This is a genomic window from Flavobacterium praedii, from assembly GCF_026810365.1.
In the GTDB taxonomy this organism is placed as follows: Bacteria; Bacteroidota; Bacteroidia; order Flavobacteriales; family Flavobacteriaceae; genus Flavobacterium; species Flavobacterium praedii.
On sequence record NZ_CP113948.1, the window covers coordinates 35,681 to 50,001 of the forward strand.

At 31.5% G+C, this 14,321-nt stretch carries 11 protein-coding genes; 6 read left to right on the top strand and 5 right to left on the bottom strand.

The window, feature by feature from the left end; all coding sequences use genetic code 11:
- Positions 1-75 precede the first annotated feature (75 nt).
- On the top strand, positions 76-948 hold the full coding sequence (locus OYT91_RS00200; RefSeq protein WP_281239022.1) for a cation diffusion facilitator family transporter: 873 nt from the start codon (positions 76-78) through the stop codon (positions 946-948).
- A gap of 71 nt (positions 949-1,019) precedes the next feature.
- Here OYT91_RS00200 and OYT91_RS00205 read toward each other — a convergent pair whose 3' ends face one another.
- Both OYT91_RS00205 and aroQ read right to left on the bottom strand, forming a co-directional pair.
- The gene (locus OYT91_RS00205) at positions 1,020-3,485 is read right to left on the bottom strand and encodes a DUF5686 and carboxypeptidase regulatory-like domain-containing protein (protein WP_281239023.1); all 2,466 of its coding nucleotides are present in this window, start codon (positions 3,483-3,485) and stop codon (positions 1,020-1,022) included.
- An 88-nt stretch (positions 3,486-3,573) separates the two neighbouring features.
- A complete protein-coding gene (gene aroQ / locus OYT91_RS00210; protein WP_281239024.1) occupies positions 3,574-3,987 on the bottom strand; it encodes a type II 3-dehydroquinate dehydratase in 414 nt (137 codons plus the stop codon).
- 279 nt (positions 3,988-4,266) lie between these two features.
- Here aroQ and OYT91_RS00215 point away from each other — a divergent pair, with 279 nt between their 5' ends.
- From OYT91_RS00215 to OYT91_RS00225, 3 genes are all read left to right on the top strand, one after another.
- Positions 4,267-4,869, top strand: a complete 603-nt coding sequence (locus OYT91_RS00215) for an outer membrane beta-barrel protein (protein WP_281239025.1) — start codon at positions 4,267-4,269, stop codon at positions 4,867-4,869.
- A gap of 115 nt (positions 4,870-4,984) precedes the next feature.
- Positions 4,985-5,881 carry a site-specific tyrosine recombinase gene (locus OYT91_RS00220; RefSeq protein ID WP_281240400.1) on the top strand — a complete coding sequence of 299 codons (897 nt, stop codon included), beginning with the start codon at positions 4,985-4,987 and terminating at the stop codon, positions 5,879-5,881.
- A gap of 79 nt (positions 5,882-5,960) precedes the next feature.
- Positions 5,961-7,463: a PAS domain-containing sensor histidine kinase gene (locus tag OYT91_RS00225; protein ID WP_281239026.1), complete on the top strand. Its 1,503-nt coding sequence runs from the start codon at positions 5,961-5,963 to the stop codon at positions 7,461-7,463.
- A gap of 102 nt (positions 7,464-7,565) precedes the next feature.
- Here the strand turns inward: OYT91_RS00225 and rny are convergent, their stop codons facing one another.
- The 3 genes from rny to OYT91_RS00245 form a co-directional block, all read right to left on the bottom strand.
- Positions 7,566-9,128, bottom strand: coding sequence for a ribonuclease Y (gene rny / locus OYT91_RS00230; RefSeq protein WP_269223597.1), 1,563 nt, complete (start codon positions 9,126-9,128; stop codon positions 7,566-7,568).
- Positions 9,129-9,335: 207 nt separating this feature from the next.
- Positions 9,336-9,629 carry a cell division protein ZapA gene (locus OYT91_RS00240; protein ID WP_281239027.1) on the bottom strand — a complete coding sequence of 98 codons (294 nt, stop codon included), beginning with the start codon at positions 9,627-9,629 and terminating at the stop codon, positions 9,336-9,338.
- Positions 9,630-9,636: 7 nt separating this feature from the next.
- Positions 9,637-9,927, bottom strand: coding sequence for a coiled-coil domain-containing protein (locus OYT91_RS00245; RefSeq protein ID WP_281239028.1), 291 nt, complete (start codon positions 9,925-9,927; stop codon positions 9,637-9,639).
- 179 nt (positions 9,928-10,106) lie between these two features.
- Here OYT91_RS00245 and OYT91_RS00250 point away from each other — a divergent pair, with 179 nt between their 5' ends.
- On the top strand, positions 10,107-11,804 hold the full coding sequence (locus OYT91_RS00250) for a M23 family metallopeptidase (protein WP_281239029.1): 1,698 nt from the start codon (positions 10,107-10,109) through the stop codon (positions 11,802-11,804).
- A gap of 11 nt (positions 11,805-11,815) precedes the next feature.
- On the top strand, positions 11,816-14,281 hold the full coding sequence (locus OYT91_RS00255; RefSeq protein ID WP_281239030.1) for a TonB-dependent receptor: 2,466 nt from the start codon (positions 11,816-11,818) through the stop codon (positions 14,279-14,281).
- The last annotated feature ends 40 nt before the right edge of the window (positions 14,282-14,321 follow it).

Sequence of the window (14,321 nt, forward strand, 5' to 3'; positions counted from 1 at the left end):
ATCGCTTAAATGAATTTCATTTTCTTTCGAAAAGAGTTTGTTTAAGCGATTTTTAGCATATTAAATAATAATCTGATGGATAAAACAAATGAACAAAAAGCAATAAAGGCGACCTATTTTAGTATCGTAGGGAATACTTCATTGGCTATAATAAAAGGCTTGGCTGGTTTTTTTGGAAATTCGTATGCATTAGTTGCTGACGCAATTGAATCAACTACCGATATTTTTGCTTCATTGTTGGTTTTGTTTGGTATAAAATACTCCAACCGACCCGCTGATGAGAATCATCCTTATGGACATGGTAGAGCCGAACCATTGATCACTTTTTTAGTTGTTGGTTTTTTAATAACATCGGCTACTATTATTGGGTATGAAAGTATTATAAATATTCAAACATCACATGATTTGCCTAAATCATGGACGTTATACGTACTTGGTGCTATTATTATTTGGAAAGAGTATTCTTTTCGATTGGTTATGAAAAGAAGCAAAGAAACCAATAGTTCTTCTCTCAAAGCCGATGCTTGGCATCATCGAAGTGATGCTTTAACTTCGATAGCGGCATTTGTCGGAATTTCTATTGCATTATTTTTTGGAAAAGGATATGAATCTGCTGATGACTGGGCCGCTTTGTTCGCCTCTTTTTTCATATTGTATAATAGTTACCTCATTTTTAGACCTGCACTTGGTGAAATAATGGATGAACATTTATATGATGATTTGGTCGAAGAAATTAGGCAAGTCTCTCATCAAGTTGAAGGAGTTATTGATACCGAAAAATGTTTTATTAGAAAAGCTGGAATGAAATATCATGTAGATTTACATGCGAGAGTAAGTGGAAAAATCTCGGTGATAGAAGGTCATGATATTTCGCATAGACTCAAAGATACGTTGCGAGAAGAAATACCAGAATTAGGCCACGTATTAATCCATATTGAACCTAATTAAATATTTTTAAATAAAAAACCCAATACGATTTATAAAAGTATTGGTTTTTTTATTGCTTTTAACCTAGATTTCTAATTCAGAAATTTAATTCCAACAATTATCCCGTCTTTTTGAAATCCTTTTTGATAGGAACGAATATAATCCAGACGGAATAGTTTGAATTTTCCAAAACCAAGATTGTCGAGGCCTACTCCATATTCAGCGTAAGGGTTTCTATTCGGTATTGCGAGTATGTGATATCCCAAAACCAAATTTGATTTAAGTAAATTTAATAATGGAATTTTATTCATAATATACCCTTTGTCATTGTGCTCTGAATGCAATTCAAAATAACTGTCATTTGTACTATTGGTATAATAAGGCATTAAATTAAATACATTCAGATAGCTTTCAGACATTCCAATATAGGTTTGGTTTCCGTTAAAATGTTTATAATCTACAAATGATATTTGATAAGCATTAAAGAATTTACCTCCTTTGGTATTCAAAGATAAAATTCCTTTGTTTCCTAACGTTATTTCATACGATACTTTGACCTTTAAATGATTGTATTCATATTTTTTTTCACTTCCCGCCAATCCTTTTTCAAAACCCAATGTTAGTACAGGGAAATTGCCGTTTGAAAAATCAAATTTTCCATCTGGACGTGTGATATATTCTTGATCAAAATTAAATCTAGCTTCTACTTTAGCTTTTATTAAATTATATTTTTCAAAAGCAGCTGTTGTATAATCATTTGGAGCCCAAGGATTATTAGAAGTGTAAAGCTTATCTTTTTGTAAAAAAGTATAATCGGTAGTATTAAACAAAGGTTTGTTTTCTAAATAGTCAACTTTGGCTTTTAAGAAAATTCCATTGGTGATTTCTCGTTGGTATAAAAAAGAGATGTAATTATTTTCGTAAATCTTCATCAAATTTTCTTTAAAAAACAAAGTAGTAACGGAGTTTAAGAGTTCTTTTATTGGCTTTTCTTCATTGAATTGCATTACTCGATTTCCTCCGGATATTTGAATTTCACTTTTGTTGATGTTGTTAAATTTATGAATAAAACTTCCCGTTGATCTAAATTTATTTTCAGAAAATCCGTAGTCAAAATCAGCTCCAAAGCGAGTGTATTTTCCATTCTCACGGTCGTTTTTGGTATATGATAATCCCGATGTGATTTTCCAACCTTGCACTGTATTGTAATTGATGCCAGTTAGTATACCATCATATTTGGCTGACCATTTTTTGAAAGAGTTTTTATAGGAATAACCAGTGATTGGATCGGATATATGGAATCTATTGTGTTTTTTATCAATGGAGTCCTGATAGACCTGTGACTTTTTCTTGGTTTGTAAGCTGTCTTTTTTGACGTAATCCGTGCTTTCTTCTATCGTTAAAGGAATGGGCCGAATCGTATTCCAATACGTATCCTCTTTTTTATTGGCATTTTCTTCAAAAGTTAAGACTTCTTTTGTAAACGTTTTTTTGGTAAAAGTTGGATCGAATTCGAAATTGGAAAAGACATATGTAAATCTACCCGAAATATTAATACTTAGCATTCCAAAAGTAAAATCGATTGTTTGTGTGTTTTTGACCCATATTTTTGTAACCGAATTGTAGCTGAAATTTTGTTTCAAAGTCAATAAGTTCAAAGCAGGATTTTGCATTTGTTCCCCTTTGATGTTGACATCAACTGCGTAAATAGCCCAACTATCATCGACTATATAAATGTAGCCTTCCATGACAGGTTCAGAAGGCCTTTTTGGGGTAATTTTTATTTTGTTGATTTGTTGGTTGTTTTCATTATAAAAGGAACCTTCCAACTTGTATTTATAGTAATTAAAAGCATTGTCGGCAACAGGGCAAACTACATTGACATCAAAAGGTAAATAATTATCATAGAAATCAAAATTGGCCGAAGCGGCATTGTTGAAACTAAATCCGCTATCATTGCCACTTACCTTAGAAGCAATAATAGTTTCTTTCATTTTGTCCGGTTTCTGAAATGTAATTTTAGATACAGTTTCTGATAAATAAAGTATTCCACTTCGAGTAGAATCCAGTACTTCATCAAACATATCTAGTTTTTTGCCTAAAACCTTTTTGGGAGCATCCTTGATTCTAAAAATCCCTCGTGAATAAAAATCAGCTTTGTATTTGGCAGTTTTTTCGATATTTGTTTTTTTACTAGCAATGGCGTTTTTTATAATTTGATTCGCAGGATTGTCCTTTGGATTAATCACTACTTCATGGAGCGAAAAACTTTCCTCTACCAATTTTACATCTAAATTATGTGGAAAAGTAACAATATCCAAAGTTGTTTTCTGTGTTTTAAAACCTAAAAATTGAAAAACTACGACGTGTTTGCCTGTTTTTTTGATGTTTAAATCGTAATAACCTTGTTCGTTAGAAGTTGTTCCATTATAAGTATTCTCTTCGTAAATGGTAACTGAAGGCAAAGGATTTCCTTTTTCGTCGGTTACTTTACCTTTGATTTGGGCAAAACTAAAAAAGCTTGGAATTAAGAAAAGTAACAAAAAAGCGTTTTTCATAAGTTATAATTTTAATATTTGACGCTTTTTTGTAAGGTATGTTACATATAAAAATACTTGGTTTTGTATAAATTTATGATAATACTTATCATAAAAAAGATTGAATTGCTAAATCATAACTTTTTAAACCAAAACCTAGAATTACGCCTTTTGCATTTCCAGAAATATAGGATTGGTGTCTGAAACTCTCACGGGCATAAGTATTCGAAATGTGTACTTCGATTACAGGTGTAGTTATGGCTTTAATAGCATCACCTATTCCTATAGAAGTATGTGTGTAAGCGCCTGCATTAAGAATTATGCCATCGTAAGAAAAACCTAACTCTTGTATTTTACCAATCAATTCTCCTTCGATATTGCTTTGGTAGTACGTTAATTCTATTTGTGGAAACTTGCATTTTAAAATTTCAAAATAATCTTCAAATGTTTGGTTTCCGTATACTTCGGGTTCTCTTTTTCCTAGTAAATTAAGATTTGGACCATTAAGGATGGCAATTTTCATATTTTTTTGTTTTTGTAAAAATAAATAAACCAAATCTAATAGTGATAATCATTTGCATCAAAAAAGAATGCTTTTTTAAAATAAAACTGTTTTTATTTATTTTGTTAAGAAAAAACATCTTTTTTTAATTCTTGTTAATTTTATCTTTTGTTTTTAGATGTAAATATCTTATTTATAGTTATTTACTACTTTTTTTTTACGATTTAATTAAGGTTTAGTTAACTTTTTTTGATTCGTATTTCGTACATTTACTAGAGTATTAACAAACAAAACAAAAAAATGAAAAGAATTATTGTAGTATTAGTAACAGTATTTGCATTCGGTTTTGCAAATGCTCAAGAATCGGGTTTGCCAAAAGCTACTTTTTCAAAAGGAGATATGTGGCTTGAGGGCGGAATAACTATAACGACAGGGGACAGTAGTGATGATTATTTTGCTATTACACCCAAATTTGGCTATTTTTTGGATCAAAAATGGGCCGTAGGAGGTGATTTTAATATCTCGTCGGTGTCATATTTACTGAATAGTAATAATCTTGATAAATCAAATTCATATGGAATTGGGGTATTTGCAAGATATTATTTCTTGAATTTTGGTAATTTTAAAGCATACGGAGAAACAGGTTTGGGATACAATCATACAAAGTTGGAATATTTGAATGGGACTTCTGATACAAATGATGGTATCAAAGCTAATATTGATTTGGGAATTAATTATTTTTTTACACAGAAATGGGCGGCAACATTTACGTTAGCGGAGGTTTTAAGTTATAATAATGCGAAACCAGAAAATGGATCTAGTACTAGTGATTTGGTAGTCAATATAAATTTATTTAATAATATTTTCGCTCAACCCAAATTTGGACTATTATATAAATGGTGATTCAAATTATATCCCATCCAATAAAAAAGATACAGGTTATTATATAAAATTAAATAGTAAACCTCCCAACTCGGGAGGTTTTTTTTATGCCAATAAAATTCATTACTTTGTATCTATGAATTGGGAATTGTATCTAAAAAATTATCAGTCTTATCTTAAAATTGAAAGAGGTTTGTCAAAAAACACTATTGACAATTATACCTTTGACATCGATCGTTTGCGTTTGTTTTTGACTCAAAATGACATTCAGCGTTCTCCAATTACTATAAATGAAGAAATACTTCAACAATTTATATATGCTGTTTCCAAAGAAGTAAATCCAAGATCTCAAGCCAGAATAATTTCAGGATTAAAAAGTTTTTTTTCCTATTTAATTTTTGAAGATTATAGAAATGATAATCCTCTGGAATTAATTGAATCTCCAAAAACAGGACGAAAATTACCAGATACATTGGCTATTGAGGAAATCGATGCATTAATTTTGGCAATTGATTTGAGTTCGAACGAAGGGGAACGTAATCGAGCTTTACTGGAAACGCTTTACGGCTGTGGACTTCGCGTTTCCGAATTGGTAACCTTAAAAATATCCGATTTGTTTTTTGAAGAAGGATTTATAAAGATAACAGGGAAAGGAAATAAACAACGTTTTGTTCCTGTTGGGGATTTGACCCAAAAATACATTGGTATTTACAAAAATGATGTCCGTGTTCATTTGAATATTCAAAAAGGATTTGAAGATACTTTATTTCTGAATCGCAGAGGAAGACAATTGACAAGAGCTATGATTTTTACAATCATTAAGGATTTGGCTGTAAAAATCAATTTAAATAAAAAGATTAGCCCACATACTTTTCGTCATTCTTTTGCAACTCATTTATTAGAAAATGGTGCCGATTTACGTTCGATTCAATTGATGCTTGGACACGAATCCATTACCACAACAGAAATTTATGTCCATTTAGATCGTAAATTTTTAACAGAAGTGATAAATACCTTTCATCCTAGAAAGTGATTTTGTAATAAATTGTTATTTTTGAAGGATATATATATAAGTTTCGATATTTTTGTTGTAAATAAGTAGTCCCTAAGATATGATTTTTACAACCAATAAAAAACCTGAAGATTTAAACAAGTTATACGAGAGTTTAATAAAACAACTTCCCAATATTATTTTCCAAATTAGGGTTAATTCTCAAAAACATATATCGGTTGATTTCTTAAGTAAACCTATTGAGTTTTTAGATGAGTTTTCGATTAATGATTTTTTGGAAGATTCCTATAGATTATCAAATTACAAGATTTATGAACCAGATTTAAAAGGTTTCTTGGATTCCTATGAGAAAGCAGTAACAAGCAAAAAAAAGTGGGAAATAGATTTTAGATTGCTATTGCCTGAAAGTGGATATAAATGGATTCGTATTGATGCAACCCCAAAAAAAAGTAAACAAGATGAGGTGGTTTTTTATGGACTAATTTCGGATATAACAATTGTTAAAGAGCAGGAGATTCGCTTGAAAATTGCAGATGAAAGATATCATTTTGCAGTTCAAGCTTCGGATAGAGGAGTTTGGGATTGGGATTTGATCACAAATAACGTTTATTATTCTTCGGAATCCATGAAGATCTTGGAATTGAATGAGTCGGATTTGGTAGCTTCTCCTGAAGAATGGGATGAAAGGGTGCATCCTGATGATCGCGAAGAATATTATGGTAATATAAACCTTCATTTTGAAAATAAAATTCCATTTTATGAAACTTGCCATCGTGTTTTATGCAATGGAAGATACAAATGGATACTGGATAGGGGAAAAGTTATCGAAAGAGACGAAAATGGAAAGCCTCTTCGTATTGCAGGTACTCATACTGATATTTCTGAACAAAAAGAGAAAGAAATTGAATTGGCGCAAATGCTTGAAATTGTAAATACCCAAAACAATAAGTTATTAAATTTTGCCCATATAGTATCTCATAATTTAAGGACCCATAGTGGAAATATAAAATCATTATTAGATTTGCATAAAGAGAACCTTTTATCAGATTCAGATACAATGAGTAACATTCAAATTGTATCTGATGAATTGTTCTCAACAATTGAGAATCTTAATGAATTGGTTAGTATATATACCGAGAAAGAGAATAATACTCAGGAATTAAAAGTCAATAGTTTTATTGATAAAGTTCTGGATGTTCTCCATGAATCTATAAAAATAAAGGGAATTCAAGTTTTGAATTATGTTCCAAATTCTTTAATTGTCATGTGTATTCCTGCTTATTTGGAAAGTATAATGTTAAACTTAGTTACTAATGCAATCAAATATTCAGATCCAAATAAAGAGCCAAAAATTATTTTTACATCAGAATCAAATGATGATTACATTATTTTAAATGTAAAAGATAACGGATTGGGAATTGATTTGAGTAAACACAAAGATTCTATATTCGGGTTATATAAAACGTTTCATAAAAATACCGATGCACGTGGCGTTGGATTATATTTAACTAAAAATCAAATCGAGAATATGGGGGGTAAAATTGAAGTAGAAAGTACGCTTGATTTTGGATCAACCTTTAAGATTTATTTCAAAAAAAACTAATTGCTTTTTTTAAATAAATTGTAAAAAAAAACCAAATTTCAATTATGCAATAATTGAAATTTGGAATTAAATCCCAAAACTTTCGGGATAATTTATGAATTTTTATTTAGCTATATTTACTGCTCTAGTTTCTCTAATTACGGTAACTTTCACTTGACCTGGATAAGTCATTTCGGTTTGAATTTTTTGTGAAATTTCAAATGATAAAGTGGCTGCATTATCATCTGAAACTTTTTCGCTTTCTACAATAACACGAAGTTCTCTACCAGCTTGAATTGCATAAGCATTTTTTACTCCGCTAAATCCATAAGCCACTTCTTCTAAATCTTTCAAACGTTGAATGTAAGAGTCTAAAACTTGTCTTCTTGCACCTGGTCTTGCGCCAGAAATGGCATCACAAACTTGAACGATTGGAGATAGTAATGATTTCATTTCTATCTCGTCATGGTGGGCTCCAATGGCGTTACAAACTTCCTCTTTCTCACCGTATTTTTCAGCCCATTGCATACCTAATAAGGCGTGAGGTAGATCGCTTTCGGCATCAGGTACTTTACCAATATCATGAAGTAATCCAGCTCTTTTGGCAAGTTTAACATTCAATCCTAATTCAGCAGCCATAATTCCACAAAGTTTTGAAACTTCACGAGAGTGTTGCAATAAATTTTGTCCGTAAGAAGAACGGTATTTCATTCTACCTACTACTTTTATCAATTCAGGATGTAAACCGTGAATTCCTAAATCGATCACAGTGCGTTTTCCTACTTCTATAATTTCATCGTCAATTTGTTTAGTTGTTTTTGCAACAACTTCTTCAATTCGGGCAGGGTGAATACGTCCGTCTGTAACTAATTTGTGTAATGCCAAACGTGCTATTTCTCTTCGTACAGGGTCAAAACAGGAAAGAATTATAGCTTCTGGAGTGTCATCAACGATAATTTCAACTCCTGTTGCTGCTTCAAGGGCCCTAATGTTTCTACCTTCACGTCCAATAATTCTACCTTTTACATCATCAGATTCGATGTTGAATACCGATACACAGTTTTCTACAGCTTCTTCAGTACCAACTCTTTGGATCGTGTTGATGATTATTTTTTTGGCCTCTTGTTGTGCAGTTAATTTTGCTTCTTCAATTGTGTCTTGAATATGAGACATGGCTTTACTTTTGGCTTCTGCCTTAAGTCCTTCAACTAATTGCTCTTTGGCTTCATCTGCAGATAAACCAGAAATTAATTCTAGTTGTTGCAATTGACTTTTATGTAGCTTGTCAACTTCTTGTTGTTTTTTTTCTAAAACTTCGATCTTAGTTGAGTATTCAGCTGTTTTTGCCTCAAAATCATCATTTACTTTTTTAGCTTTTGATAATTCATTTGAAATTTGAGATTCTTTGTCTCGAACTCTTTTTTCGACTTCAGCTACTTTTTTATCTCGCGCAAGAATTACCTGTTCGTGTTCCGATTTTAATTCAATAAATTTTTCTTTTGCTTGAAGAATTTTGTCTTTTTTAATATTTTCGGCTTCAAGATTGGCGTCTTTTAAGATTGATGCTGCTTCTTTTTTTGCGCTTTTGATTAAATTAGAGATATTGCTTTTTTCGATGATTTTTGCGATGCCAAATCCTGCTGCTATACCTGTAATTCCTGAAATAATTATTGTTATGATGTCCATGTTTATTAAAAATTTATATATAAAAAAAGCCTACATTAGAAGTTGTATAAACTCGAAAAGACAAGTTTTGAGCTAACTCACTGTTCAAGTTTCCTCGCCGAAGCGTGGCATGCTTTAGTAGTGATGATTTGCTCATTCTAAAATGTTAGTGTTGAGTTTACCAATATGAACTAATGTAGGCAGTATCTTAGTCTTTGTAAAGAACGTTTAATTTTCGAGATGTTGATCTAAAAGTAAATTGATTTTGTTTAATCTTTCAATGGTTTCTTCGCCATTTATTGCATTATCAATTTGTTTTTGTTCTGCTTGAGAAGCAAATTGTAAGGCACACATAGCCAATACATCTTGTTTGTCTCGTACAGCATAATTTTCTTCAAATTGCTTAATCATCGCATCAATTTTCTTCGAAGCACTTCTAAGTCCTTCTTCCTGAGAGCGATCCACTGTTAAAGGGTAAACTCTGTCTGCAATTGATATCTTAATTTTAAGCTTTTCGTCCATATTTTTACTAATCTGATAGCTGAGCTATACAGTAATCAATTTCACGAATTATTGAATTTATTTTAAGCTTTGTATCTCTTTTATTATCGTCACTGCCTAATAATGCATTGGCTATTTTGAGTGTCTCTAATTGTGTTTTTAGCGTTTCAATTTCAATCGTTTGAGATTGTATCAACACTGCAGCATTCTTTAATTCTAATTGTAATTCTTGATTGTTTTGTTCTAAACTTTTTATTTTAAAAAAAAGTTTTTTAATCTTATTTTCAAGAGTATTAATTATTTCTGCAATCACACTCATTATAATTCCTATTCATTACTTAATCTTACAAAGTTAGTATTCCTTTTTATTATTACAATATTTTATTGAATTTTTTACATTAAAATAATTAACAATTTAAAAATCAGATTGTTGTGTATTGCATTTATTTTAACTTGTGAGATTTAGTTCCTTTTTTTACCTTAGCAAAAATGTATTTCATGAAAATTTCCTTTTTTTCAATTCTTTTTACCAGTATTCTATTTGCTCAAACGGATTATCCTAAAAATTATTTTTGTCCTCCGTTAGATATTCCCTTGCAATTATCTGGAAATTTCGGTGAATTAAGACCCAATCATTTTCACGCTGGCTTCGATATGAAAACGCTTCAAAGAGAAGGGATCAATGTTTATGCAGTTGCTGATGGTTATGTTTCCAGAATTAAGATTTCTACTTTTGGTAATGGGAAAACCATTTATATTGATCACCCTAATGGATATACTTCGGTGTATGGTCATTTGCAAAAAGCTACCGATTTTATCGAAAGTGTTATAAAGAAAACGCATTATAAAGAACAGTCTTTTGAAATTGAAATGTATTTTAAACCAAATGAAATGCCTGTTAGTAAAGGACAGTTAATAGCTCTTTCTGGAAATACGGGTGCTTCTGAAGGGCCTCATTTGCATTTTGAATTCAGAGACACTAAAACGGAAAAAGTAATTAATCCTATGTTTTTTGGTTTTGATACTTTTATGAAAGATGCCAAAAAGCCTATTGTTTCTAATTTATTCGTGTATCCTTTAGATTCCAAAACTACGGTTAATCACGCACAACGTTTTATACCAATTAATTTGTCATTGCAGAAAGACGGAACATATTTAGCAGATAAAGTCGTTGCCAACGGTAAAATAGGTTTTGGAATTTCAGCTTATGACTATGATGATGTGTCATTTAATAAAAATGGCGTTTTTGATGTGAATTTGTTTTGTAATGGCAAATCTATTTTTGGCTATCAATTCAATACTTATTCTTTTGATGAAATGCGTTATATAAATGCATTTATCGATTATTCTTTTTATAAAAAAACACAACAAAGAATTCAAAAATTATTTATGAATCCGCCCTTTAATCTGAGTATTATTAGAACAGATGATACTAATGGCGTTATTTCGGTGCTTCCTAATGTGAATTCAGTTTGTCGTTTGGAGGTTTCAGATTTTTATGGAAATAAAACCACAATTACTATTCCTATATCATATGATGCACTTTCAACTATAATCGAAAAAGAAGCTGTTGTTTCTAATTATTTAGTTAAAGCTTCGAAAGATTGCTTTTTTGAAAAAGACAAATGTTCTGTTTTCTTTCCTGCTGGGACTTTTTATAATGACTTTAATTTGAATTTTGATGTAAAAAACAATGTTTTGACTGTACATGACGATACGGTTCCTGCTCATTCTAGTTTTACTGTTTCTATGGAGAGTGATAGTTTTTCTGAAAGTCTTAAAGAAAAAGTGTTTATAGGTAGGATAGAAGGTAGGAGGGTGAGCTACAATGCAACCCGTCAAAAAGAGAATGTATATGAGGCGAAAACAAAAACTTTGGGTCAATTCAAATTAGTTTTGGATACGATTCCGCCTATTATTTCTATGACTAAACCTATTGAAGGCAAAACATTAGACAATCAAAAATTGCTTCAAGTGAATATTTCGGATTCTGTTTCAGGTATAAAGTCATATAATGGCTATCTAAATGGAGAATGGATTTTGATGGAATACGATAATAAAACAGGATTGTTGACCCATAATTTCAGTGATGGCATAGTAGCTCAAGGCAATAATGTTTTAAAAGTGGTAGTAGTTGATAATGTAGGGAATTCTTCTATCTTTGAAACTCATTTTCAAAGAAATCAAAAACAATAAATCTTAACCAATTGAATATTTTTAAATCGCTGTGTTGTTTTATTTTTGTGTGGATAGGATCAAATTCATTTGCTCAGACTGCTTTTGTTAAAGGAGTTGTTTTCGATCAAAAAAATCTTCCTGTTGAAGGCGTAAATGTAAGTTGTTTAAATAACACGACTCAGACAAACGATAATGGTTTCTATCAAATTGCAATTCCTTCCGATCAAAAAGTTACTATAGCTTTTACTCATATTTCATTAAAAAAAGCTAGTCTTACTGTTTCTTTAAAGTCCAATGAAGTTTATCTGCTCAACTTGCAGATGAATGATCAGGAAGAACAGATGGGTGAGGTTATTATAAACGGCAATACTAAAAAAACAGTCCAAGGTATTATTACTTTTGAAGCCGAAGATATTCGTTTTATTCCTGGGGCCAATGCTGGAATTGAAAATGTTTTGAAAACGTTGCCTGGTGTAAATACTAATAATGAACTTAGTACACAATATTCGGTTCGAGGAGGAAATTACGACGAAAATTTGGTATATGTAAACGAGATTGAAGTGTATCGTCCTTTTTTGATTCGGTCAGGTCAACAAGAAGGGTTGAGTTTTATCAATACCGATTTGGTTCAAAATATAGAATTTTCAGCAGGAGGTTTTCAAGCAAAGTATGGTGATAAAATGTCTTCAGTTTTGGATATTACCTATAGAAATCCAACAAAATTTGGTGCGGCTCTCGAAATGAGTCTCCTAGGCGGAAGTCTAGCTGTTGATGCGGTTTCTAAAGATAATAAATGGTCTGCAATTACGGGTGTCAGATATAGAAATAATAGTCTTTTAGTCAATAGTCAAGAAACTCAAACTAATTATACACCTACTTTTGCAGATATTCAAACAAACGTCAATTATCAAGCTTCTGCCAAATGGCAATGGAGTTTTCTAGGGAATATTTCTCAAAATAAGTATTTGTACCAACCTCTTACTCGTCAAACTAATTTTGGAACAGTAGATGCACCAATGGCACTTGCTGTTTATTATGAAGGCAAGGAAAAGGACAAATACGATACTTATTTTGGAGCTTTAAAATCCACATATCAAGTGAGTGATACTTTTACCTTGAAATTTATTGGATCCGTTTTTCATACTTTAGAACAAGAATATTTTGATATTTTAGCACAATACCGTTTGGGCGAAGTCGATACCAATATTGGTTCGGATACATACGGGGATATTGCCTTTTCTAGAGGGATTGGTTCCCAGATCAATCATGCTCGAAATGATTTGGATGCTTTGATTGCTAATTTGGAGCTTAAAGGGTTGAAAAACTGGAAACAAAATCAAATCGAATGGGGAGTAAAATACACCAAAGAATCGATTCATGACCGAATTTCAGAATGGGAAGTAATTGATTCGGCTGGGTTTTCGATAAGACCTCCAATTGTATTGCCTAAAAATAATGAACCATATCTACCTTATGCAGGATTGTTAGTTCCTTACCAATATGTAAGTGCTATAAATTTTACAGATATCAATCGGTTTTCGGCATATGCACAATGGAGTAGAAAAGATATTTTGGGTTCAAGCGAAGTTTGGTATAATCTAGGTGCACGAATGCAAAGCTGGGAAGTTACAGGTGATAATTTAGATAATAAATTTCAAACTGTTTTTAGTCCAAGAGCCCAATTCGCTATCAAACCCGATTGGAAAAAAGAAATGATATTCCGATTTACCATTGGGGTGTATAATCAGCCTCCTTTTTATAGAGAATTGCGTGATTTCAGTGGAGTGGTGCAACCAAATGTTAAAGCTCAAAAATCTATAAATCTTGTTATAGCGAATGATTATAGTTTTAAAATGTGGGAACGACCATTTAAGTTAGTAACCGAAGGGTATTATAAAAAAATGACCAATGTAAATCCGTATACAGTTGATAATGTAAGGATACGCTATGCGGCAAATAACAATGCGATTGCTTATGTGCAAGGTCTAGATGTTCGTCTGAATGGGGAATTTGTTTCAGGAACCGATTCTTGGATTAGTTTTGGCTATCTAAAAACGGAAGAGAATATCGATAACAAAGGATATATTTCCAGACCAACAGACCAACGATTGAAATTTGCACTTTTGTTTCAGGATTATATGCCAAATATTCCGAGTTTAAAATTGTATCTAAATTTGGTTTACAATACCGGATTACCAGGAGGTTCACCATCGTATTCAGATCCGTATTTGTATCAAAATCGATTGAATGACTACCGCCGTGTTGATGTTGGATTTTCCAAAGTTTTTATCGATCAAAAAATAGGAATGTCTAATAAGAAATTTTTAAAAAGCGTAAAGGAACTGTCTCTGGGTTTTGAAATTTTCAATCTTTTTAACAATCAAAATGCGATAACCAATACTTGGGTTCGAGATGTATATACCAAAACAGAATATGCGATTCCGAATTATATGACAACCCGCGTTTTTAATTTGAAGTTGAGCATGAGGTTATAATTATATTAAAATGAATAAATCTGCAGTATATCGCCTTTTT